A 25,399-nucleotide genomic window follows, 5' to 3' on the forward strand; every position below is an offset into this window, starting at 1 on the left:
TTCCTCCTATTTTAATTTGATTCGTGGATCTACTACTGCTGATAGTAAATCAGTAATAATATTAAATGAAATTACCAAGAATCCTAAGAATATTGTTAATCCCATAATCATTGAATAATCACGAGTTTGAATACTTGAAACCATTTCTCGTCCAATTCCTGGTACTGAGAATAGAGTTTCAATAACGAAACTTCCTGTTAACATGTAGGCAAACGCAGGACCTGCATATGTAATAACTGGAATCAATGCATTTTTTAACGCATGCTTAATAACGACCTTTTTATAAGGTGTTCCTTTTGACCGCGCTAAGATAATATAATCTTGACGCATAACTTCAAGCATACTACTTCTAGTTAAACGACATACCATGGCAATTGGATAAAACGCCAATGACAAGGCTGGTAAAACATAATGAGCCGGTGAAGTCAGCCCCACAAATGGGAACAGCTTCAATTTAACCCCCAGAACAATCATTAAAAGTACCCCGATCAAAAATGATGGTACAGATACCCCGATTGTTGCAATAAACATACAAAGATTGTTAAGCCATTTACGTTTTGATAATGCAGCTGCAGTACCTAGTGCAACTCCAATCACTAGTGCTGAGGCAAAAGCAATTGCACCTAGTCTCGCTGTAACTGGGAAACTTTGTGAGATTGTTGTACCTACATCACGTCCAGGACGAACAATACTTTCCCCTAAATCACCATGAATCAAATCATTCATGTATAGAGTATATTGCTCAAATACTGGCTTATCTAAATTGTACTTTTTAATCGCAATTTCGCGTGCCGCTTCATTTTTATATTTTTCACCACTAATTGGCGACCCTGGTGTTGCCTTCATCAAAAAGAATGTTGCTGATGAAAGTAAGAACAGTGTTACGATACCAATGAGCACCCGCTTTAAAACATACCTAAACATTTAATCACCTATTCCTTTACTATATATCTACTAGGATACCTTAATATGTATCAAATTTCAAACATTTTTTTACACGCTAACCCCATGAGCCCCTAGGGATTCCGCCCAAAAACCGCAAATTGTATACGATTATACACAATTTGTTGGTATTAAAATTTTTTTATAAATACCATACTTTAATTGATTTCTGCGATAATTATACCAATAATTTATTATCAAGTCAATAATTTATTTAATTTTGTATTAAAGCGCATACAATTTAATTTTCAGAATAAATCCCTTTTCTCATACTTTTAGCACTATTTGCTGCCTCAATAATTTCATTTTTATAAGTGTAGTCATATCCGTAATCATAGAACTTTTCAACTAAACCTTCACGAGCAATTTGTTCTTGAAGTAAATCACCATCTACAAAGACCCATGCTAATAAACGCCCATACTTATCTTTACTATCACCATCTACATTTAATTCCAATTCGATTTTCGCAGCATTCGTCAATTGTGTTTTTGTATAATCGCTCGCTTCTTTACCATACGGCTCTATCTCTTTAGTTGATTCAGGTGTATCAATATATAAAAAACGAACTTTTGTACTCTCACCATCTACATTGAACCATGCTGTGTCACCATCAACACATCTATCTAAAGTTACTTCAAATCGTTCGCCTGTGGGAATTGATTTGTTCTGCTGATAAAAATTGTAACCAATTACCGCCAAGATAACTATGATTCCAAGCCATGATCTTAATAATTTCTTTTGTTGTGTTTTTGTTAGTTTAATCTTCTTAGCCATTAATTCCAACCGCCTTTTTCGCTAATACATCAGCTCTTTCATTATAAAAATCACCACTATGGGCTAATACTTTGACAAATGCAATTTTTAAATCTTGACGATACTCTTTTACTTTACGCTGATATTCTTGTGTTCCTGGTTTGTTTGCTTTCCACATACCATTTGCCCATTTTTCAATTCCCTCGTAATCAAAATAAATACAAATTTGTTTATAACCATTGTTTTTAGCAAATTCCATTGCACAAATACTGCCTAAAATTTCACCCGCAACATTACGCATCGAAGCATAATTTTCATCAGCACCTTTACCATACATTTCTTTGATTACTTTTTGTTCCTCAATAATCACACATCCAAAACCATATTCATGTGTCTTAATATTGTAGCTGCCATCAACATAAGCAATTAAACCCCCATCAAATTCTATCTTTTCTTCTTTAATAAATACTTTTGCATCCTCTAATGAAGTAAATGATTTATATATTGCTCCTTTAAATTTCTCAACTTGTTTCTTACATTCATCCCAAGATGAATAAATTCCTGGTTTGCGACCATTTTTTACTGCATAATATTTAGCCATAACTTCTCCTTTAATAATTGATAAAATGATTTTAAACTAGAAATTCTATTTAGTAAAGAAACTTAAAGGGTACTAAAGTAAGAAAAATTAATTTCCTTAGCCCTCAACAGTTGTCTATTTATCAATAATGAGTATAATTAATGTATTAGGTTAAAGGAGAAATAATATGGATATTGAAGAAAGATTTTTAAAATATGTAAGCATTGATACACAATCAGATGAATACTCAGATACTACCCCTTCAACGCTGAAACAACTAGATTTAGGAAAAGAATTAGTTAAAGAAATGTTGGAATTAGGAATCACAGATGCACATTTGGATGAATACGGTATTGTTTATGGAACAATTAAAGGGAATGGTGGTACCGGGGATATCATCGGCTTTATTGCTCATATGGATACTTCTCCAGATGCTAGCGGAACTAATATTAAACCTCAAAAAATCAATAATTATGATGGTTCTATCATCGAAATCAATAAAGAATTAGGACTTTCTTTAGACCCTGAAGAATTTGTTAGTCTAAAGAAAATGGTTGGTCATGATTTAATCACTACTGACGGTACTACTTTATTAGGAGCTGATGATAAAGCTGGTGTTGCTATCATTATGGATTTAGCAAATTATTTGTATGAACATCCTGAAGTCAAACATAATGATATTAAAATTGCTTTTACTCCTGATGAAGAAGTCGGGCGTGGAGCTGATAATTTCGATGTTAATAAATTTGGAGCCAAATATGCCTATACTTTAGATGGTGGGGATATTGAAGAATATAATTATGAAAACTTTAATGCATATAGTGCTCAAGTTGAAATAACCGGAAAATCAATCCACCCGGGAAATGCCAAAGATAAAATGGTTAGTGCAATCAATGTTGCAATTGAATTTGAAAACATGCTGCCAGCTCAGCAAAAAGCATATTTTACTGATGGTTATGATGGTTTCAATCATCTTCACCATTTAGAAGGTGGTTGTGAAAAAGCTACTTTAGAATACATCATTAGAAATCACGATCTTACATTAGCCAAAAAACAAATCAATGATTTTAAACGTATTAAAAAATATTTAGATGAAAAATATGGATATGAATTGATCAAACTAGATATTAAAGAATCATATTTAAATATGGCAGAAGTTATCAAAGAAAATTATTATATAATTGAAAGATTAGAAAAAGCAATGAATAGTGTTGGAATCCAAGGTTTTGCTAGTCCTATCCGTGGTGGTACCGATGGTGCTCGCTTAACATTTATGGGGCTTCCTTGCCCAAACATCGGCACCGGCGGTGATAATTTCCATGGTCCATTTGAATTTGTTTCACTCACGATGATGAAACAATCAGTTGAAATTTTAAAAGAGCTGATTAAAGAGTAGTTTTATGAAACGCTGTTTATTCATTATTAATCCGTCTTCGGGACAACGGACTATTCAAAACACTTTAGATAAATTAATTGGGCAGCTTACTTTGCGTCAATTAATTAATCATATTGATGTTTTCTACACCTTAAAAAAAGATGATGCTTATTTTAAAGCACTAAATGCTGACGAACAAGACTATGATTTCATTACAGTAGTTGGCGGTGATGGAACGATCAATGAAGTAGTTAGCGGGATGGTTGCCAGCGATAAAAAAATTCCACTATGTATACTGGCAGCGGGAACTGTCAATGACTTCGCAAATTATTTGAACCTACCTAGCAATATCGAAGGAGTTTGTAATTTAATCAATAATTTTAAGACTGTCTGTTGCGATGTAGGTAAAATCAACGAACGCTATTTTATGAATGTGGCTGCCGGGGGAATGTTCAGTGATGTATCATTCACCGTTAGCAAAGCTGATAAAAAAAGATTAGGTCCCTTAGCTTACTATCTAAACGGTATTGCTAATCTTCCTAGTCAATTAAATACTAATATTAATTTAAAAATTGTTTTAGATGATGCTAATATTTTAGAAACAGAAGCAAAAATGTTTATGGTTACAAATACAAATCGTGTTGGCGGATTTGAAAATATTATCCCTTATGCAGATATTCAAGATGGAATGCTTGATTTAATCGTAATAAAAAAATGTTCTGTTACTGATTTAGTTGCTCTATCAAAAGATTATTTGTTGAAAAAACATGCTAATAGCCCATTTATTTCTTATGTTCAAGCAAAAAAAATTGAGATTTACAGCCAACAAAAAGTTGTAATTGATATTGATGGTGAAGAGGGGTCACCATTGCCAGTGACAATTGAAGCAATAAGCCAAGCTATCAATATTTTAGTACCATAGGAGTTTGTTAAACAGACTCCTTTTTTATTGTTTGATTATTTAATTTATATTATAATCTATCTGTACATCAAGGAGGAAATTACATGCACCCAAAATATCATTTAACAGCCCCTAAACATTGGATCAATGATCCTATCGGGTTTATTTATTACCAAAATAATTATCATTTATTTTATCAGCATTTTCCTTATGAAAATAAGTGGGGAACAATGCACTGGGGTCATGCTACTAGTAAAGACCTAGTAAACTGGGTTGACCAGGGAATTGCATTATACCCTAGTAAAGACTTTGATGCAAATGGTTGTTTTTCTGGTTCAGCATTAGAAGTTGATAAAAAAATGTATCTATATTATACGTCTGTTGTTTATCAAAAAGTCAATCCCGAAAATATTCATAAAACTGCCCCAGGTTATGATTTTTATTCTAGCCAAAGTATGATTATAAGCGATGATGGATTTAACTTCGATAATCTTAATCAAAAACAATTGATCATTCCAGTATTTAAAGATGGCGAAGTCGGTCATCCTGTTCATACACGTGATCCAAAAGTATGGAAATTCCAAGATACTTACTATATGGTTTTAGCAAGTAAGTATTTAGATGATAACAATGATTATAATGGTCAATTATTATTTTATACTTCTAAAAATGCAACTGAATGGCATTATGCTAATAATTATCGCGGCATTAAATGCGGTGATATGTGGGAATGCCCAGATATTTTTACAGTTGCCCATCAGGATATATTGATCATGTCTCCAGAACGGACTAATGATAGCGGCTATCCATCTCACGCACGTATTACAACAGCTAATTTTGATCATCAAAACTGTCAATTAGAGATTACTGGTGAACTAAATTATCTTGACTATGGTTTAGATATTTATGCTCCCCAAACAACGATTGACGAAGCCGGACGAAGAATTTATGTAGGCTGGATGCGTATGCCTGTTGCCGATGAAGCTAACTGGATTGGATTAATTACTTATCCACGTGTAATCACATATCAAAATGATGCTATATTTACGAATATTCATCCATCTGTCGATAGTCTCTTTAAAAAGCCTGCAACTGAGTTTAAAGCTACGCAGGCATGCAAGATCGTGACTAATTTAAAAACAGGTGATTTCATAAATATTGGAGGTTATCTTATCAAGTATGACGATTGTCTTTGTATCGATCGTTCTAATGTGTTTAAATCTGATGCGGCATTAAAAGAGCTACGTTCACCAAAAATCGATCACTGTAATTTAAACATCTACTATGACCAGGATATTATTGAAATTTATATTAATAATGGTCAATATGTTTTATCAAATATCGTCTATGAAATGGCAGATACGATTAAGAGTAATACTGGTTTTGAAATCTTTACTGACTAGAACTTGTTTTAAACAGGTTCTTTTAGTTTAAAAATAACTTATTATGGCAAATATTGCTGATTTAAAACCGTTTTATACTTCTGTGACCCCAATTTATTAAATTTTCAGAAAAACTCCTCAAATTCAACAAAATCAGTCATTTAAGGTAGGTATATTATTATAATCATTTCAATATTTTATGAAGACAACTTTGATTAAAAAATTATTCTTTTTACCAAAATAATAAAAGGAATTCTCTTGAGAACTCGCTTTTGCCTTTATCTGCTGGGAATTACTATTGCGGCAATAATATAAGCAATAAAGCCACTGCCTCCCATGGCAGAGAAAATAATCCAACCTAATCTTACCAATGAAGGATCAAGATCAAAGTATTCTGCAATTCCACCACATACTCCACAAACCATCCGATCTTGTCGTGATCGATAAATTCTTTTCATTTCTTACACCTCCATCTTAATTCTAATACTTCCAACATTACAATCAGCTTCTATTTTACGTTGACCGCCACTATGACTATATTCATCACTCAGTCCGTCACTTCGATAACTTCCAATACTAATATCACCAACATCACTATCGACTTCATAACTGTAATCTGATTCACTACCTACCATTGTTGCATCAATATCTCCAGCATCGCAGTTAAATTCACTTCGATAACTATTCAACAAGTTAATCCGTGCATCCCCGGCATCAACGTCTACTTTAGTATATGATGCAATAATATTTTCGGCCTTAAAACTTCCAGCATCCACATCAATTTCAACATCATTAGCCTTCAAATTAGGAACAATCAATTCTCCAGCATCTACTTCTAATTCAACCTTATTAAATTCATAGCTATTCGGTATATAAATTTTAATTCTAGTTGTTATATCGGTAACATTTATAAGATGCCAAAATCTAAAACTATCCTTTACAATCAAAGTGTTTTGTTCTTGATATAATTTAATTTTTTTGCTCACATTTTTTGCTTCAACTTTAATTGTACTACCTTCATATTCAATTAATTCAACAGTTCCAGCTTCTGCTTGAATTTCCAAATTTTTAATGTCTGTAAATTCTTTTGTTACATCCATCGTTTTAGTAATAGGTAGACTGATTGTAAAATCACCCTTATCATAAAGAGTTTCCAGTTCTGAAAAACCACCAATCATCGTACCGCTGATGAACAATACAATTGCAAGCAACAACGATCCTAATGCCACATACCCTATTTTTTTCATCGCCGATCACCTACCCTATTAAATATATTTTGACAAAAATCAACGATTCCTCTAATAACAGCAGGGATTATTTTAATCAAACCTTTAGCTAACCAGAAAAAGACGAATGCTAAAGCAATTAAAGCACATCCTGCCGCCATGGTAATCAATCCTGCGCCTGGATACGCTGCAATAATCATAAATGCTTTGACAAAGCAGACTATCGCACCAATCAAACAAGCGGCTCCACCACACAAAATACCAACTCCAAGGCCAAATACAGCTCCAAAAAAACCTAATCCTAAACCAAGAATCCCACCACCTACTGGTAAAGCTAGAAAAACAGCCCCAATAATGATAAATATTAATAAGATTCGATTTCGGTCGGAATTTCCTCTAAAATTATTCTTGTGACGTTTATTATTTTGATAATCATTATTATCATCAGCAGCTGTCTCCTCTTCACTAATAATTTTAGCATCAATAATTTCACGAGATTGTTTATAATTTGAATTATCCATCCCTTTTTCACTATACTCAATATCCTGATCAAACTGATTATCTAAACCAGCTTTAATGATCGCTGCAACCCGTTCAGGAGAGCCTAAATCATTTATAACCTGCTGTTCATTTTCTGGACCAGCTTCATCAAAATAATCTTCATAATATTGCATAGCTTCTTCTCGTTCAGCATCTTCAATATCTTGAAGTAAAAATGCTAGTTCTTCAATAAACTTTTTACGATTCATAATTATTTCCCCCCTTCAATAATTTTATTGATCTTACGCACATACTCATGCCATTCCCCTTTATACATCTCAAGTTGAGCTTGTCCTTGTGACGTTATTTTATAATAACGTCGATTTCTCCCACCATACTCTTGATCATATGTTTCTAAACAATTATCCTTTAATAATCTTCTTAAAACAGGATACAAGGTCGATTCTGAAACATCAAGAGCAATTCTAACATCTTGTGTAATTTTGTAACCATAAGTTCCCTCGGCCTCCTTGGAAACTACTGAAAGAACAATTGCATCTAGCAATGCAGCTCCTGTATTAAATATCATAAGCCCAGCTCCTTTCATATTTATCTTTCAATAATATTATATTCTATATAGTATTATCTGTCAACTAATAATATATAATTATTATATATTATAAAAAAAGAAACATCATTTGATGTTTCTCATTAGTTACAGGTATGTACTCCTTCCTTAAATTTCTTTAAAGTTCTTGTTATTTCTAACATACATATCCAATATATGTATAAATAATTTTTCCTCTATCAGTAATTTCATTGTTCTAAATGTCTCATAGCTCAAATAAAACGCTATAACCAACACGATTCGCCTCCAAAACATCGCATTGATTCTCAATTGCCCAAACTTTTAATAACGCTATCCAATATTTATCACATCCCAAGCGATTACTATAATTAAGCTGCTTGTATATGAAGCCATTTGAAAATTCTGGAGAATTTTAGATTATAACAAATAAAAGCACTAATATCTTATCCATTCTCAAAATTTAATTTCACTGCCCATCTGATAATATTCCGCTTATTTAAAATAAGATGTATTTCATCGTAACTGAATAATTCCTTTTCATGATTTACAATCATCAAATTTTAAAATTATGACATTGCAATTTTCATCAACGTTTTCCCATAGGCTATTAACATAAATAAAATTTTATCACTTTGTTAATTATTGTTTTTTTTAAGATATTTTTCACATATTCATTTTTAATAATATTTTCAAGGAGGTAATAATGAAGAAGGTTAAAAATATATTGATTGGACTATTAGTATTTAGCATTATTGCGTTATGCTTTATCTTTAACGGTCCCTTAGTTACCGAGGCCTCTAGTGATGATGAAAATAGTCGTCCCTATACACAATTAAAAAATACCACTAGTGATCCGGAAACTATTTACAGTGATAAATATCAAAAAAATATTTATCAGCAAATTAAAAAGATTAAACAAATAAATAATTACACTTTTAACAATCCCTTGTTAATTGAAAATCCTTATGGAACAAACACCACAGGAATCTATATGTATTTTACAACTGATTCTCAATGCGTTGCGACATATACCATCAGTTGCGAAGGATACGAAGACTTCACCAGAACACTTAATACTAATAGTTTAAGCGGCTTTTCTAAAGAACATGAATATTTGCTAATCGGATCTATTCCCGATGCTAAAAACACTATTACTGTTACATTAACGGATACCAATGGCAAACAAGTTGATTCTATTACGTGGAGCTATCAAGCACCTAAATTATCAGGCGGTGATCAATATCTCAGCGTTGCAACTGAAAGTTATGATACTACATCAGCGCTAAGCAACGGTTTATACACCGTTTTAGGTAATGATGTAACCGAAGAAAATGATGAACAGACCTATATGCGATTATATGATAACGATGGCGTGATTAGAAGTGAAATTCCTATCATTTCATACCGCAGTCATCGAATTTTATTCGAAGATAATACTATGTATTTAAGTGTTTCAAGCACAAAGATCGTAGGAGTTGATCAAACTGGTTATGTTTCGACAATTTATTCTACTGGTGATTACAAATTGCATCATGACTATATTTTCGACAGTCAAAATAACTTAATTGTTTTAGCCAGTAAAAAGAATGCGGTAACTAGTGAAGATAAAATCATTATGATTGATCATAATACTAAAGCTATCACAGAACTTGTTGATTTAATTGAACTCTTTCCAGATTACTATAAAACTACCGCCAAGCCAGATTCTGCAGATGATTTAGATTGGATGCATATCAACTCACTTGAACTAGTTGGAAAAGATAGTTTGATCATTAGTTCACGAGAAACTTCAACAATTATGAAGTTAGATAATATTTATAGTAATCCAACAGTTGACTATATGATCGGTTCTAATAATTTCTGGCAAGAAAGTGGTTACGATGATTTACTTTTGACTAAGACAAGTGACTTTTCATTGCAGGCAGGACAGCACTGTGTTACCTATGTTGAAGATGCCACTCTTGCCAGCGGACAATATTATTTATATCTATATAATAATAATCTAGCAGTCAGTACAACTCGCAGCGATTATAATTGGAAAGAAGATGATAATTATCAAAATGTTTCTTACGATACTAAAAACGGTATTTCTTATTATTATAAATATTTAATTGATGAAAATAACCGTACTGTTTCTTTGGTTAATACAATCCCCGTTGATTACTCTGGTTATGTAAGCAGTGTCCAAGAACTTGATAACAATATTATTATTGATAGCGGAATGGCAATGTCATGGGGCGAATATGATCAATTTGGTACTTTGATCAAAAAATTCACAACAACCGGGGGCAAATTCGTTTATCGTGTCTTTAAATATGATTATAATGACTATTGGTTTCAATAACCCAATAGTCATTTTTTAATCTATGTATAGATATTTATCATATTTAATATACTAATTAATTTAAATAAAAAGAGCCTAAGCTCTTTTTATTTATTTTTCTAATGCCTGTTTTGCTAATGCTAGAGCACCACACACACCAGCATTATCACCTAAAGCAGGTGATACAATATAATCATCAATCTTATCCGTTAAAATTTCATCTTTTTGAATATATCCATTTAAGAATTCTCTTAAATATTTATGAATTAATGGGAACATTTGTTTTTGTTTTGAGACCCCACCACCTAAGATGATTTTCTTTGGTGAAATAACTAAAACATAAGTTGCTAGAGCCTGACCGATATAGTAAGCTTCTAGATCCCAAGCAGGATGGTCAGCCGGTAATTCAAAACCTTTTTTACCCCAACGTGCTTCAATTGCCGGTCCTGCTGCTAAACCTTCAAAACACGTACCGTGGAAAGGACATTTACCTGCATAAGTATCGTCTTCACGAACAATCATATTCATGTGTCCCATTTCTGGATGTAATAACCCATGAACTAAATTTCCTTCAACAATAGCACCACATCCAATTCCTGTACCAATTGTCATATACAAAGCACTGTCTAAACCTTTGGCTGCACCAAAATAAGCTTCACCTAAAGCAGCACCATTAACATCAGTATCGAATCCCATAGGAATATCATAACGTTCCTTTAAAGCACCCATGATATTAAAGTTACCCCATCCTGGTTTTGGTGTTGTTGTAATATATCCATAAGTTGGACTGTTTAAATCTGGATCGATTGGTCCAAAACATCCGACTCCAAGTGCCTCAATATCTTTTCCATCAAAAAATTTAAAAATATTCGCCATTGTTTCTTCTGGAGTTTCAGTTGGGAAAGAATCTCTTTCTATTACATTTCCAAATTCATCACCAATACAAACTACGAATTTAGTTCCTCCAGCTTCAATTGCACCTAATTTCATCTATTCTTCCTCCTCATTTTTACATTTCCATTATAGCTTAATTTACTATACAAATGAATAGTTTAAGTGCAAAAACAGAAACTTTTGACAAGATGTTTCATAAGTTTTCGTAAAATCATCAAATTCATGAAACTACGTTTCATCTAAAAAAATATAGATAGTATTAAACTATCTATATTTATCCGTATGTAATAATTTATTAGCGTTATCAATACGCTCTTGATTTGGTGGGTTAATTCCGTCTAATTGATAAGGAATCCCTAGTTCTTCCCATTTAAATACTCCTAGTGTATGATAAGGTAAAACTTCCACTTTCTTAACATTATTCAAAGTACTAATAAATTTATCTAATTCTGTTAAATATTCATCTTTATCACTGATACCCGGTACTAAAACATGACGAATCCAAACAGGTTTATTTATCGTACTTAAATATTTTGCCATATCTAAAATATTATCATTACCTTTTCCTGTTAACTCTTGATGCTGTGTACTATCAATATGTTTAAGGTCTACTAATAATAAATCTGTATATTTCATTAATTCATTAAATTTAGAAAAAAACGGTTCTTCTCTAGTAAAATTACCACCACTAGTATCAATACAAGTATTGATTCCTTCTTTTTTCGCTAATTTAAATAATTCAATTAAAAAATCAATTTGTAATAATGGTTCACCACCACTAACTGTAATTCCACCATCATTTCCCCAATAGCTCTTGTATTTAAGTGCTTTAGCAATTGCTTCTTGAGGTGTCATTTCCATTGTCGACTTAGCATTAGCCCAAGTATCTGGATTATGACAGAATTTACAGCGTAACGGGCATCCATGTAGAAAGATTATATAGCGTATTCCCGGACCATCAACTGAACCGAAACTTTCAATAGAATGTACAAAACCCTTGATTGCTGTTTCCATGTTAATCTCCTTTTTCATTAAAACAGCCTCTTTTAATTAAGAGGCTGTTGTTATGCTTATTTTTCAATAACTATTACATAGATTTATGGCAAGTTCTTGAAATAACATCCATTTGTTGTTCACGAGTTAAATCAATGAATTTAACTGCATATCCAGATACACGGATTGTGAAGTTTGCATATTCTTCTTTTTCTGGATGTTCCATAGCATCAATTAATTTTTCAGTTCCAAATACGTTTACATTTAAGTGATGAGCACCTTGTGCAAAGTATCCATCCATTACTTGAACTAAATTAGTTTTACGTTCTTCTTCATCATGACCTAAAGTATCAGGGCTGATTGTTTGAGTATTAGAAATACCATCTAATGCCCATTCGTATGGTAATTTAGCAACGGAATTTAATGAAGCTAATAAACCAGATTGTTCTGCACCGTAAGAAGGGTTAGCACCTGGTGATAATGGTTCACCAGCTTTACGTCCATCAGGTAATGAACCAGTAGCTTTACCATAAACAACATTAGAAGTAATTGTTAAGATAGAAGTAGTTGGTTCTGAATCACGGTAAGTGTGATGTTTTTTAAGTTTATTTAAGAATTCTTTTAATAACCATACTGCAATATCATCAGCACGATCATCATCGTTACCATAACGAGGGAAGTCTCCTTCAATTTCGTAATCAATTGCAATACCATCTTCATCACGAACTGTTTTAACTTTCGCATATTTAATTGCACTTAATGAATCTACTACATGAGAGAATCCAGCAATACCAGTTGCAAATGTACGTCTTACATCTGTATCAATTAAAGCCATTTCAGCTGCTTCATAATAATATTTATCATGCATATATTGGATTAAGTTAAGTGTATTTACATAAATATCAGCTAACCATTCCATCATTTGGTCATATCTTTCCATTACTTCTTCGTAATCTAAATATTCAGAAGTGATTGGACGATATTTTGGAGCTACTTGAGTTTTTGTTTTTTCATCGATACCACCATTGATAGCGTATAATAAACATTTAGCTAAGTTAGCACGAGCTCCGAAGAATTGCATTTCTTTACCAGTTTGAGTCGCAGATACACAACAGCAAATTGAATAATCATCACCCCATACAGGACGCATTACATCATCATTTTCATATTGTACTGAGCTAGTATCAATTGAAATCTTAGCTGCATATTTTTTGAAATTTTCTGGTAATGCAGCAGTATATAATACTGTTAAGTTTGGTTCTGGTGAAGGCCCCATGTTTTCTAATGTGTGTAAGAAACGGAAATCATTTTTAGTAACCATAGAACGTCCATCAGTTCCAAGTCCTGCAACTTCTAGTGTAGCCCATACTGGGTCACCAGAGAATAATTGGTTGTAAGAAGGAATACGAGCGAATTTAACCATTCTACATTTCATTACTAAATGATCAATTAATTCTTGAGCTTCAGCTTCTGTGATAATTCCAGCTTCTAAATCTCTTTCAAGATAGATGTCTAAGAATGTTGATACACGTCCAACTGACATAGCAGCACCATTTTGAGTTTTGATAGCAGCTAAATATCCGAAATATAACCATTGAACTGCTTCTTTAGCATTTTTAGCTGGTTCAGAAATATCGAAACCATAAGCTTCAGCCATTTTCTTCATACCATTTAATGCTTTAATTTGTTCAGCTAATTCTTCACGTTGACGGATAGTATCATCTCTCATTGATCCACTTCCGCAATGTGCTAAATCATTTTGTTTTTCTTCAATTAAGAAATCAATACCATATAAAGCAACACGACGATAATCACCAACGATACGTCCACGTCCATAAGTATCTGGTAAACCTGTGATGATTTTATTACGACGAGCTAATCTGATTTCTGGTGTATATACATCGAAAACTCCTTGGTTATGAGTTTTATGATATTCTGTAAAGATTTTTCCTAATTCAGGATCTGGTGTATATCCATAAGTTTCACAAGCTTGTTGTGCCATCTTGATACCACCATAAGGCATAAATGCTCTTTTTAAAGGTTTATCAGTTTGTAACCCTACAACTGCTTCTAAATCTTTAAGTTCTTCGTCAATATATCCAGCACCATAAGCAGTTAATCCAGAAACCACATGAGTTTCCATATCTAATACTCCACCTTTAGCGCGTTCTTCTTTTTGAAGTTCTTGTAATTTACCCCATAATTTATCTGTAGCTTCAGTAGGTCCAGCCAAGAATGATTCATCACCATCATATGGCTTGTAGTTATTTTGGATGAAGTCACGTACGTTCACTTCCTCTTTCCAAAGTCTACCTTTAAAGCCATTCCATTGATCTTTTTCTAACATGTTTCTTTCTTCCTCCTTGAAATTTAATAACTGTTAGTTAAGTTTCTTACTTAAGTTTTAAATAATAATCTGATGGATTTGCAAGGGATGTCATCAAGACTAATATTCTACTACTATCGTAATGCACTTACATAATAAGAATAACACACACTATATTTTGGAAAATAACTTTATTTTCCTTTGTTATCCACGACTGCATTATATTATAAATTGTTTTTATAATTCAAGTCATTTGCACCAAAAAAACAAATTATTTTCAACAAATTTTAATCATTTTTTAAGATATAATGAAACAGTTGTTTTGTTAGCGCTTACAAATACTTTTTTTAACTTTTAAAGATTTTTATTAATAAATTTAAAATAAACGAATATATTATATTACCACGATTTTATTATCTATTTAATAAAATAAAAATATTTTTACATTAAAAATTAAATCTATTAAATAGTAGATTTTTTTTTCAATTTATTATATAGTAATATCTAGTTGTTAGGAGGGTACAAAATGGATTTAACATTCAACACCAATACTGATTTTGATCAAACAAAAGTACTAATTACTAATATCATTAAAAATACTGCTGATGACTATGATTTATTTCTTTCAGAAAATTCAATCAATAATCTCTCAGTACATTTAACCATTGCAATTATCCGGATCAAATCAAATAATTATATTCCCATGAGTAACAGTCAAATCGCTTCATATAAACAAGATCATAGTTATCCATATGCAAAAATGTTATGCGACCGTTTAGCACGTGAATTTGAAATTGATTTTCCTGAAGCTGAGATTTCATTGGTTTCCATGTATCTATCAAAAAATCAAAAATTAGATTTAGAAATAAATTCTGGTTTTGATTTACTTGACGATCAAGTTTTTAAGATTTTAAGAGAAACAATGTATACAATTTATCAAGACTATCATAAAGACTTTAGAAATGATGATAAATTATTCGTTGCTATCGGTTTACATTTAGAACCAGCTTTAGAACGTCTTGCAAATGGTCAACTTGTTGAAAATCCTTTAAAAGAAAAAATAATCGAACGTCATCAAGAGGAATTTAATTATAGTAAGATTTTAAATGATGTTGTTAGACATGATTTAAATCTATCATTCGATGATGATGAATTAGCTTTTATCGCATTACATTTTGTTGTTGCTAATAATCGCATCGATGAATAAAATAAATATCTAAATAAAAATATCTTCATTTCGTTGTGCTTAGTCAGTTTTCTAACTAAACAGTAATAAATGAAGATATTTTTTATTTATTTAAAATAACCAACTCACTTATTCGTGTTATGAATTATTATTTTTAACCAATTTACATCCCGCACTAGTTCCAATTCTTGTAGCTCCTGCAGCTACAACTTTTTCCATGTCTTCAATTGTCCGCACTCCACCAGATGCCTTTACTTCTAAATCATCTCCAACAGTTTGTTTCATCAAAGAAACAGCTTCAGGTGTAGCCCCTCCTGTTGAAAAACCAGTCGATGTTTTAACAAATGTTGCTTGAGCTTCCTTAGCTAATTTACATACTGTAACAATTTCTTCATCGGTAAGAAGACAGGTTTCAATAATCACTTTTACACATTTACCCGCAGCAGCATCAACAACTGCCTTAATGTCATTAAAGACTAGATCGGTATTCCCATCTTTTAGTGCTCCAATGTTAATAACCATATCAATTTCATCAGCACCATTAGCAATAGCATCCTTTGTTTCAAACGCTTTAACGGCACTTGTATTAGCTCCTAAAGGAAATCCAATCACAGTACATACTTTAACATCACTATCAGCTAGAGCTTGAGCGCAATAAGCTACCCAGGTTGGATTAACACATACTGAAGCAAAGTTATACTCTTTTGCTTCATCAATAATTTTAGCAACCATTGCTTTAGTTGCATCAGCTTTTAATACAGTGTGGTCAATCATTTTATTATAATTCATCTTCATCTTCTCCTTTATAATATATTCTTTCAAGTGCCTCTTTAACAATTTGGCTATCACCAGGATAATCTACTTGTCCTACATCGAGTGAAATGAACTTTTCATGTCCCTTACCAAGAATCAAAATGATGTCATCTTTACAAGCTATCTCGATTGCCTGTTCAATTGCAATTTGACGTGACTCGATAATTACACTATTAATATCGACAATTTCTTTTTGAATCGTTTTACAAATTTCATAAACATCTTCACCACGATCATCCAATTGTGTCAAAATAACATGATCTAAGTATCGATTCGCTAATTGCCCAAGTTCCTTACGTAATTTGTAATTACGCTTCCCAGGAGCCCCTAAAACCGCAATAATTCGCCCATGCCCTTGTCGAACTCCATCAACATATTCAAAAATAGCTTCATAATTACTAATGTGTTGACAATAATCAATAATAACTGCAAACTGTTGTTCTGTTTGAATCAGTTCCATTCGCCCTTCGATCGGTTTTACATTTTCAACTGCATCAATGACCATCTTATCATCACATCCCATAGCAATCAACACACCGGTTAAAGCCAAGACATTATAAATATTGAACATTGCGATTACTGGGGAATTAACATGAAAAGTATTTCCTTTAAATGAAATATCAAACTCACTATGATCTAAATGTAATTGAATATTTTTAGCCATAATATCACTTTCAATTTCAATTCCGTAAGTCAAAATGCGTCCTTGGGTATTATTTTTTAAAGTCATAAAATTTAAATCATCACTATTTAAAATCGCCCATCCCGTCGGTTTAATCATTTCAAATAATTTTTGTTTAGCTAAAACATATTGTTCCTTTGTTCCATGGAAATCTAAATGTTCAGCCCCAATATTAGTCATTACAGCAATATTAAAATTAATCCCGTCAACACGTCCTAAAGCCAAACCATGACTTGATGCCTCCATTGCAACAACTTTGACCCCAGCTCTATTCATTTCAAACAATTTTCGTTGCAAATACAGAGCTTCTGGAGTGGTATAAGGACATTCCTCTTTACGGCCATTATATTCTAATGAAATCGTTCCTATATATCCACTACTACAATATTTTGCCATAGCATCTTTAATCATTGAAGCAACTACCGTCTTACCACTGCTGCCAGTAACTCCGATAATTTTCATTTTATTACTTGGACAATCATAAAAAAGATTTGAAACACGATTAAGTTCTACTAAAGTATTCTCAACCCGAAAATAAATAATCTTATCATGGTAATAATTAAGATCTTTGGAATGAACGATTACTTTTGCACCCTGAAAAACAGCATCTTCAACATAACGATGTCCATCAACACTTAAACCTTCAATGCAAAAGAAAATCGAATAAGGTTTTACATATCTTGAATCACTATGAATTGAATAGATTTTCATATCGTTGTCAGTATCAAACAATTCATTTAAGCGTTTCATTAAACAACCCTTCCTTCCAAAATTTCATCATATTTATCAATTTTGATCGTTACGATCTCACCAATTAAATTATCAGCTGTTTTAACTTTAACTTTTAAATAATCACCAGCATGACCAATTAAATATTCTCCATCTCTTTTTTCAAATAAAACTTTTAAAGTTTTTCCAATCTGTTTTAAAGCAAACTCATGATTTAGCTCTTTCGATAACTGCAATAAACGATTAGCTCGTTCATGCTTAATTTGATCATTTACCTGATCTTTCATTTTAGCTGCTGGCGTATTTTTTCGTGGTGAATATGGAAAAACATGTAATTCACTATAATTAACTTGTTTAATAAAGTTATATGTTTCTTCAAACTCCTCGTCCGTTTCTCCAGGAAAACCAACTATTACATCTGTCGTAAAAGCAATATTTGGTAAATAACTGCGAATCTTATTAATTTTTTCTAAATATTCAGCTGTTGTATATTTACGATTCATCCGCTTCAAAGTAGCATCACTTCCAGCTTGTAAAGGAACATGTAAATGATCTACGATAATCTCATTTGAGCCGATTAAATCAATAATTTCATCACTAATTTGACTTGTTTCAATCGATGAGATTCTTAATCGCTTTAAGCCTTTGATCTTCACTAAATCTACTAGCAGTTCATAAAAACTATAGTCATCTAGATCCTCACCATAACCAGCTGTATGAATTCCAGTTAAGACAATTTCAACATATCCATTGTCAACTAGCCTTTGGGCTTGGTTTAACACACTTTCTTTTTGTCTTGAACGCAATCTTCCTCTAGCATAAGGAATAATACAATAAGTACAAAAATTATTACATCCATCTTGAATTTTTAAAAATGCCCGTGTATTTTTAAATCGATCAATATTTAGATCTTCAAACTTCCTTAGATTCATTACATTATCAACTTTAATGACCATTTCTCCAGTTTCCAAATGCTCATCAACATATTTGACTATATCACTACGGTATTGAGTTCCAAGAACAACACCAACACCTTCGATTTTTTCAATTTCCTCCGGGGCTGTCTGACTATAACACCCAACTACACAAATAGTCGCTTTAGGGTTCTTACGAATTGCCTTGCGAATCATTTGACGTGATTTACTATCACCCGTATTTGTAACTGTACAAGTATTGATAACATAAACATCAGCAACTTGTTTAAAGTCAACTTCTTGATATCCTGCTTCATTAAAAATCTTCAACATTGCGTTGGATTCATATGTATTTACTTTACATCCTAATGTATGAAATGCTACTGTCTTCATTTACTCACCTTTTTTAATTTCTTTATTAATTTTTTGTAGGTCTTATCACCAACAAATTTATTCTCATATAAAAACTCTAATATTTCTTCATCATCCTGACTATTAGCTAATTTAACCATTGCTTCCTTAATCAAATTAAGATTAGGGTATTCTTTTGTATATCGATCAATTAAATTAATTTCATTTGCAATACGATAATTTTGTCCATTAAATTGATATACCGTTTTAAAATCATCATGATAAAAATAATAACTTTCATCATCTTGACCAACCAGCTGCAACGATGAAAATTGTGAATTGTATGGTTGTATTCCATATAATTCAATAACTTTATCTATTGTTTTAGCATAACTATTTAAATAAACTTGATGTTGTTTTAGTGTTACTAATTGATAATCATTAGCATAATATCTGTTTATAAACGGTTCTAAATAAGGAATATAAATTATTTCTCCACTTTGATGATCTTGAAAACTTGGGAAATTATTAATTATCTTTTCTTCATCATGATTAAACATTTTTCTTTTTTCTTCATAATTCACATATTCAAAAATATCATAATTAGCTGCCATAAATTTATTATAACACTCATCAATCGCTATTTTTGTCCTAATTCCATTTAAAATAACTTCATATGCAAATAAATCTTCCGGTGTCTTTAGTTTATAATTAAAGCCTTCTCCTGCCAGCTCTTTATTACCACCAGTCACAAAATTATATAATCCTGTCTTATTTAATTTTATTTCATAACGATATTTATTTAATAAATCCAATATACTCATTATCCAATCTCCCTAGCATAACCAATTACACTTAAAAAATATAATGGAGCTGTTTCACTTCTCAAAATTCTTTTTCCTAGTGAACAAGCTTTAATTCCTAATTTATTCATCATCTCAATTTCATCAAGTTCAAAGCCGCCTTCACTTCCAACTACAATAGTAATTTTATCACCTGAAGATAATTGGTCTAATGTTTGTTTTAGCACCATATGTTCACCTTGTTTAGCAAGTTCTTCAAAAGCTACTAGATTATGATCACCTAAATATTGATCAAGCTGTTCTAGTTTGATTACATTAGTAATTTCTGGAATAAAATTACGCCATGACTGTTCTGCAGCCTCTTTTAATATTTTTCGATAACGAGTGATTTTTTTAGCAAACTTTTGCTCATCCATCTTTACTACACAACGCTTTGTTTGAATTGGAACAATACGCTTGACACCAAGTTCTGTAGCTTTTTGTAATACTAATTCAAATTTATCCCCTTTGGGTAGAGCATAAACTAAAGTTATCTCGACATCTAATTCATTATTTTCTTCAAGCCGCTTATCAATTTTAACTAAACCTATCTCAATATCTTCAATTACGCCATAATATACTTGTCCAGCATTATCTATACAGATAATTTCATCACCATTTATATTTCGCATTACCTTTTTAACATGATGCAAATCATCATCCGGTAAAATTAGTTGTTGTTTACTTGTTAAATCTTCATTTATAAAATATCGTTGCATAATAGACCTCCGCTAACATTCTAACACGAATTATCGACAGAGAAAAGCAATAAACGACATCACTTTTTTTACTTTTTTCTTCTATTTTTATCAGTATTAATTTAGTAAATTAAAAAGTTGATTTCCATAAGCAAAATGTAGTGAACTGAATAAGTTGGGGCACAACTTATTCAGTTCACTACAAATATCACCTTTTTTAAATTATTATTGTCCCCTATTACAATTTCACAACTTGTTAAAACTCGATAGTCACTCGCTACCTATTCACGTAACTCTGGAATTATTTGTGGTTTGGCATTTTTACCAGTTATTTCTGTTTCTTTAGCAGAAATTTTTATCATTGCATTCTTTTCCGTCATAAATGATGACCTATCTGTTTCATTCGTTACTTTAGATAATAATTTAACTGTCTGAGTGTGAAATTACCCTTTGCCATCTAATGATATCATAGCTCTCTTATCACTCCCTCCCAATAAAAAAACCAAATATAATTTTGCCTAAAAACACAAAAATATATCTGGTCTTACCTCCTCAAAGCAACAATCCTTCTATGGTATAAATATAACACGGAAATGAATATTATCAATATTTTTAGTGAAACCATTAATAAAAATATAATCCAATTTCAGTAAAATTTCAAATTAATTTTCCAAATTTTTCTACGATTTTATCCAAAAAATTATTTCCATAATCATAAAACTTTTGATGTTTGTAAGTTCTTTTAGAAAAAGACTTACCATACTCATGATTTAAACAATAACCAAAATATATTACACTAGAAATTAAATAAATTGAAATCAGCATGATTACTAAGCTGGCAAGCGGCCCATACAAAGCATTATATCGTGTATAATGATTGACAATATAGAAAAAGAATACTCCAATTAAAACAATGCATGCACTAGTAAAAGCAGCTCCAATCAAGCCATATGATAATGGTTTTTTTTCAAATGATAAATATCGATAAAAACAGTAAAATACAATAAATAAACCAGCCAACATAACAATTGTGCTGTTAATTGGTACTAAATAATTAAATAATGTTAATCCTACTAAACCAATTACTAACAAAACAAAAACTACGATAGCTTTAATTCGCACTAAAATCGCATAAGTATCAAAACCTTCATCAGTCATTGAAATCAACATAAAAGAATAAAAAGCATTACTCGCTAAATAAATAGAAAATCCCATTGAAATAATCAATGATACAAATGTTGTATATTCTTGTGACATTACATACTCAACAAAAGGTGCTAAAATTGTTTCAGGAACATAATCATATAGTAAATTAATTAAATTAGGCGCACTTAAAATATCCGTTTGAAAAACCTTTAAAAAAATAATCAGTGCCGGCAATAAAGCTAACAAAACACAAAAACTTAACGAATAACGAAACAAGTTTCCCTGGGGCGAAATAAATTTCATTACAACTCTTTGAAATCTTTCCATAATCCACCATCCCTCTTTATTGTTAACTATATCACAAAAATGCATACAAAAAAATAGTTAAAGGTGTTCAAAGAACACCTTTAACTTATTGAATCGCTAATTTAAAATCATCATCAAAGTCAACTAATACATGACTTCCATTTTTAATATCACCTTTAATCATTTCACGAGCAACCAATGTTTCGATTCGTGACTGAATAAAACGTTTTAGTGGTCGTGCACCAAATGTTACATCATAACCTTGTTCACTAATTACAGCTTTAGCTCTATCACTTACTGTAATAGTGATCTTTTTATCACTTAAACGATCAGATAGTTGTTTAATAAATTTATCAATAATTTTATTAACAACCGCTTGATCTAATGAGTTAAAATAAACAATCTCATCAATACGATTTAAGAATTCTGGTTTGAAATGTGCTTTCAATTCATTATCAACCGCTGCTCTTGTATCACTATTATTACCTTCTAATAAGTAATTTGAACCGATATTTGAAGTCATAATGATAATCGTATTTTTAAAGCTGACTAGATTTCCTTTAGAGTCAGTAATTCGACCATCATCTAACACTTGCAACAAGATATTAAATACTTCGGGATGTGCTTTTTCAATTTCATCCAATAAAACAATACTATAAGGATGACGACGCACAGCTTCTGTTAATTGTCCACCTTCTTCATATCCAACATATCCTGGTGGCGCTCCAACTAAACGAGAAACACTGAATTTTTCCATGTATTCTGACATATCAATTCTAACTATATTTCGCTCTGTATCAAATAATTGCTCAGCTAATGACTTAGCTACTTCTGTTTTACCAACTCCAGTTGGACCTAAGAATAGGAAACTTCCAATTGGACGATTTTCATCATTGATTCCTGCTCTTGATCTTAAAATTGCATCACTAACTTTTTCAATTGCTTCATCTTGACCGATTACCCGTACCTTTAACGCAGTATCTAACTTTAATAATTTTTCACGTTCAGATTCCATTAATTTATTCATTGGAATTCCTGTCCAGCGAGCAATTACTTCGCTAACTGTATCTACAGTGACCTTTTCTTGTAATAAGTCATCTTCTTTTTTAGAAGCTTCAAATTCTTTAATTTCTTTTTCGATTTGTGGTAATGTTTGATATTTGATTCTTGATGCTTCTTCCAAATTACCCTCTGTCTGATATTTATCCGTTAAAGCTTCTAATCTTACTTTTTGGTCTTTTAATTTTTTAATATGATCCAACGATTTCTTTTCTTCTTGCCATTTGTCAGTTAAACCTTTTACTTGTTCGTCTAAAGAAGCAATCCGACTTTTAATCTCATTTAAACGTTTTTCATTATCTTCATTTTTGTCTTCTTTTTCAATTGAAATTCGTTCCATTTCTAATCGATTTTTCTCACGTGTTATAACATCTAACTCTTCTGGTAATGAATCTATTTCCATACGAATAGAAGCACAAGCTTCATCGATTAGATCAATTGCTTTATCAGGTAAGAAACGGTCAGTTATATATCGTTGTGACATATTAACAGCACCAATAATTGCACTATCAGTAATTTGTACTCCATGATGTGATTCAAATGAATCTTTCAAACCGCGAAGAATGGCAATTGTATCATCTTGATCTGGTTCATCAACTTGAACTTTTTGGAAACGTCTTTCAAGGGCAGCATCTTTTTCAATATACATCCGATATTCATCTAATGTTGTTGCTCCAATACAATGCAACTCACCACGAGCCAACATTGGCTTTAATAAGTTTGCAGCATCCATTGCCCCATCAGTTTTACCAGCACCAACTAATTGGTGGATTTCATCGATAAATAAGATAATATCTCCTTCAGCCTTCTTAATTTCATTTAAAACGGCTTTCAATCTTTCTTCAAATTCACCACGATATTTAGCTCCTGCAACTAGTGCTCCTAGATCTAATTCATATAGTGTTTTATTTTGCAGAGAAACTGGCACGTCATTTTTAAAGATACGCCAAGCTAATCCTTCAACTATTGCTGTTTTACCCACACCAGGTTCACCAATTAAAATTGGGTTATTTTTTGTTTTTCGTGATAAGATCTGAATCACACGACGAATTTCTTCATCTCGCCCAATAACTGGATCAAGTTTTCCATCGGCAACATCTTTTGTTAAATCACGTCCATATTTTTCCAATACTTCGTATTGGTTTTCAGGATTTTGATTATCGACCATATTTCCACCTCGCATTTCATCAATAATTTTCTTTACATTTTTCTTATTTAAATTATAACCATTTAATATTTCTTTTAACCAGCTACTATTTAATTCAAATAATGCCATAATTAAATGTTCTACACTTAGATATTCATCTTTAAAATTATGCATTTGCTTATCCGCTAAACTAAGCAGTTGATTCAAATCATATGAGATTCGAATACTATTTATATCCACATTACTTACAATCGGCTTACCTTGCAACCTTACGTTCAATTTATTTTGTAGATCGGCAATATTGACATTTGCCTTACTTAAGACTCGATATAATATACCTGCATTGTCTTCCAGCAAAGCTAATAGAAAATGCTCTACATCAACTACTTGATGACCCATTTCACTAGCCATTGTTATTGCTTTTTGAATTGCTTCTTGCATCTTGGCAGTCCATTTTTCAATATTCATGTCTATCACTCCTTTAGCACTCTATATCCCTAAGTGCTAATTATATTATACATCTCCTTTTAGCACTGTCAAGGTTAAAGTGCTAAAAAATTAAAATATTTATTTTTAAATCTACTTCTGTCTAGATGTAAAAAACTAGGGTTTGTCACCCTAGTTTAATCTAATATCCAATTATTATTTACCAAAATATCTGTTTAACAATCCTTCAAACGCTTTTCCATGACGTGCTTCATCACGCGCCATTTCATGCACTGTATCATGAATTGCATCTAAGTTTAATGCTTTAGCTTTCT

The 25,399-nt window shown here is 31.7% G+C and carries 22 protein-coding genes; 5 read left to right on the forward strand and 17 right to left on the reverse strand.

What is annotated here, in order from left to right:
• Positions 1-6: 6 nt before the first annotated feature.
• The 3 genes from KTF99_RS13840 to KTF99_RS13850 form a co-directional block, all read right to left on the reverse strand.
• A complete protein-coding gene (locus tag KTF99_RS13840) occupies positions 7-924 on the reverse strand; it encodes an ABC transporter permease (protein ID WP_008792052.1) in 918 nt (305 codons plus the stop codon).
• 259 nt (positions 925-1,183) lie between these two features.
• Positions 1,184-1,717, reverse strand: a complete 534-nt coding sequence (locus KTF99_RS13845) for a thermonuclease family protein (protein WP_008792053.1) — start codon at positions 1,715-1,717, stop codon at positions 1,184-1,186.
• Positions 1,710-2,297 (reverse strand): ribonuclease H1 domain-containing protein, encoded by a 588-nt coding sequence (locus tag KTF99_RS13850; RefSeq protein ID WP_003534839.1) that lies wholly within the window; start codon positions 2,295-2,297, stop codon positions 1,710-1,712. Before KTF99_RS13850 ends, KTF99_RS13845 begins: the two co-directional genes overlap by 8 nt.
• A gap of 166 nt (positions 2,298-2,463) precedes the next feature.
• On the opposite strand from KTF99_RS13850, the gene pepT reads away from it, so the two are divergent.
• The 3 genes from pepT (at position 2,464) to KTF99_RS13865 (ending at position 5,955) form a co-directional block, all read left to right on the forward strand.
• Positions 2,464-3,672, forward strand: coding sequence for a peptidase T (gene pepT, locus KTF99_RS13855; RefSeq protein WP_003534841.1), 1,209 nt, complete (start codon positions 2,464-2,466; stop codon positions 3,670-3,672).
• A 4-nt stretch (positions 3,673-3,676) separates the two neighbouring features.
• Positions 3,677-4,573, forward strand: coding sequence for a diacylglycerol/lipid kinase family protein (locus tag KTF99_RS13860; protein WP_003534844.1), 897 nt, complete (start codon positions 3,677-3,679; stop codon positions 4,571-4,573).
• Positions 4,574-4,656: 83 nt separating this feature from the next.
• Positions 4,657-5,955, forward strand: a complete 1,299-nt coding sequence (locus KTF99_RS13865) for a glycoside hydrolase family 32 protein (RefSeq protein WP_008792055.1) — start codon at positions 4,657-4,659, stop codon at positions 5,953-5,955.
• A gap of 257 nt (positions 5,956-6,212) precedes the next feature.
• Here KTF99_RS13865 and KTF99_RS13870 read toward each other — a convergent pair whose 3' ends face one another.
• From KTF99_RS13870 to KTF99_RS13885, 4 genes are read right to left on the reverse strand one after another with little or no spacing between them, the layout of a single operon-like run.
• A complete protein-coding gene (locus KTF99_RS13870; protein ID WP_003534847.1) occupies positions 6,213-6,392 on the reverse strand; it encodes a PspC domain-containing protein in 180 nt (59 codons plus the stop codon).
• Between the two features lie 3 nt (positions 6,393-6,395).
• Positions 6,396-7,181, reverse strand: a complete 786-nt coding sequence (locus tag KTF99_RS13875) for a DUF4097 family beta strand repeat-containing protein (protein ID WP_008792056.1) — start codon at positions 7,179-7,181, stop codon at positions 6,396-6,398.
• Positions 7,178-7,909 carry a DUF1700 domain-containing protein gene (locus KTF99_RS13880; RefSeq protein WP_003534851.1) on the reverse strand — a complete coding sequence of 244 codons (732 nt, stop codon included), beginning with the start codon at positions 7,907-7,909 and terminating at the stop codon, positions 7,178-7,180. The genes KTF99_RS13875 and KTF99_RS13880 overlap by 4 nt, the downstream gene beginning before the upstream one ends.
• A gap of 2 nt (positions 7,910-7,911) precedes the next feature.
• Complete coding sequence (locus KTF99_RS13885; protein ID WP_008792057.1) at positions 7,912-8,229, reverse strand: PadR family transcriptional regulator; 318 nt, start codon at positions 8,227-8,229, stop codon at positions 7,912-7,914.
• Between the two features lie 703 nt (positions 8,230-8,932).
• Here KTF99_RS13885 and KTF99_RS13890 point away from each other — a divergent pair.
• The gene (locus tag KTF99_RS13890; RefSeq protein ID WP_029481615.1) at positions 8,933-10,573 is read left to right on the forward strand and encodes an aryl-sulfate sulfotransferase; all 1,641 of its coding nucleotides are present in this window, start codon (positions 8,933-8,935) and stop codon (positions 10,571-10,573) included.
• A gap of 90 nt (positions 10,574-10,663) precedes the next feature.
• On the opposite strand, the gene KTF99_RS13895 is transcribed toward KTF99_RS13890, so the two are convergent.
• From KTF99_RS13895 to pflB, 3 genes are all read right to left on the reverse strand, one after another.
• A complete protein-coding gene (locus tag KTF99_RS13895; protein ID WP_003534857.1) occupies positions 10,664-11,542 on the reverse strand; it encodes an ROK family protein in 879 nt (292 codons plus the stop codon).
• Between the two features lie 168 nt (positions 11,543-11,710).
• The gene (gene pflA, locus KTF99_RS13900) at positions 11,711-12,478 is read right to left on the reverse strand and encodes a pyruvate formate-lyase-activating protein (protein WP_003534859.1); all 768 of its coding nucleotides are present in this window, start codon (positions 12,476-12,478) and stop codon (positions 11,711-11,713) included.
• Positions 12,479-12,533: 55 nt separating this feature from the next.
• Positions 12,534-14,786 (reverse strand): formate C-acetyltransferase, encoded by a 2,253-nt coding sequence (gene pflB, locus KTF99_RS13905; RefSeq protein ID WP_029481618.1) that lies wholly within the window; start codon positions 14,784-14,786, stop codon positions 12,534-12,536.
• Between the two features lie 505 nt (positions 14,787-15,291).
• Between pflB and KTF99_RS13910 the strand changes: the two genes are divergently transcribed.
• Positions 15,292-15,972 carry a BglG family transcription antiterminator gene (locus tag KTF99_RS13910; protein ID WP_003534861.1) on the forward strand — a complete coding sequence of 227 codons (681 nt, stop codon included), beginning with the start codon at positions 15,292-15,294 and terminating at the stop codon, positions 15,970-15,972.
• Between the two features lie 117 nt (positions 15,973-16,089).
• Here the strand turns inward: KTF99_RS13910 and deoC are convergent, their stop codons facing one another.
• The 7 genes from deoC to clpB form a co-directional block, all read right to left on the reverse strand.
• On the reverse strand, positions 16,090-16,740 hold the full coding sequence (deoC, locus tag KTF99_RS13915; protein WP_020994636.1) for a deoxyribose-phosphate aldolase: 651 nt from the start codon (positions 16,738-16,740) through the stop codon (positions 16,090-16,092).
• Complete coding sequence (locus KTF99_RS13920; protein WP_003534863.1) at positions 16,730-18,196, reverse strand: UDP-N-acetylmuramoyl-L-alanyl-D-glutamate--2,6-diaminopimelate ligase; 1,467 nt, start codon at positions 18,194-18,196, stop codon at positions 16,730-16,732. The genes deoC and KTF99_RS13920 overlap by 11 nt, the downstream gene beginning before the upstream one ends.
• Positions 18,196-19,482 (reverse strand): tRNA (N(6)-L-threonylcarbamoyladenosine(37)-C(2))-methylthiotransferase MtaB, encoded by a 1,287-nt coding sequence (gene mtaB, locus KTF99_RS13925; protein ID WP_217215613.1) that lies wholly within the window; start codon positions 19,480-19,482, stop codon positions 18,196-18,198. The genes KTF99_RS13920 and mtaB overlap by 1 nt, the downstream gene beginning before the upstream one ends.
• Positions 19,479-20,264, reverse strand: coding sequence for a hypothetical protein (locus tag KTF99_RS13930; RefSeq protein ID WP_009008808.1), 786 nt, complete (start codon positions 20,262-20,264; stop codon positions 19,479-19,481). Before KTF99_RS13930 ends, mtaB begins: the two co-directional genes overlap by 4 nt.
• The gene (locus KTF99_RS13935; protein WP_003534869.1) at positions 20,264-21,001 is read right to left on the reverse strand and encodes a 16S rRNA (uracil(1498)-N(3))-methyltransferase; all 738 of its coding nucleotides are present in this window, start codon (positions 20,999-21,001) and stop codon (positions 20,264-20,266) included. Before KTF99_RS13935 ends, KTF99_RS13930 begins: the two co-directional genes overlap by 1 nt.
• 636 nt (positions 21,002-21,637) lie before the next feature.
• The gene (locus tag KTF99_RS13940) at positions 21,638-22,453 is read right to left on the reverse strand and encodes a YihY/virulence factor BrkB family protein (RefSeq protein ID WP_008792063.1); all 816 of its coding nucleotides are present in this window, start codon (positions 22,451-22,453) and stop codon (positions 21,638-21,640) included.
• Between the two features lie 85 nt (positions 22,454-22,538).
• Positions 22,539-25,106 (reverse strand): ATP-dependent chaperone ClpB, encoded by a 2,568-nt coding sequence (gene clpB, locus KTF99_RS13945; protein WP_029481622.1) that lies wholly within the window; start codon positions 25,104-25,106, stop codon positions 22,539-22,541.
• Between the last annotated feature and the right edge of the window lie 293 nt (positions 25,107-25,399).

The sequence above is a fragment of the Erysipelatoclostridium sp. MSK.7.34 genome, assembly GCF_019041935.1.
Taxonomy (GTDB): Bacteria; Bacillota_I; Bacilli_A; order Erysipelotrichales; family Coprobacillaceae; genus Thomasclavelia; species Thomasclavelia ramosa.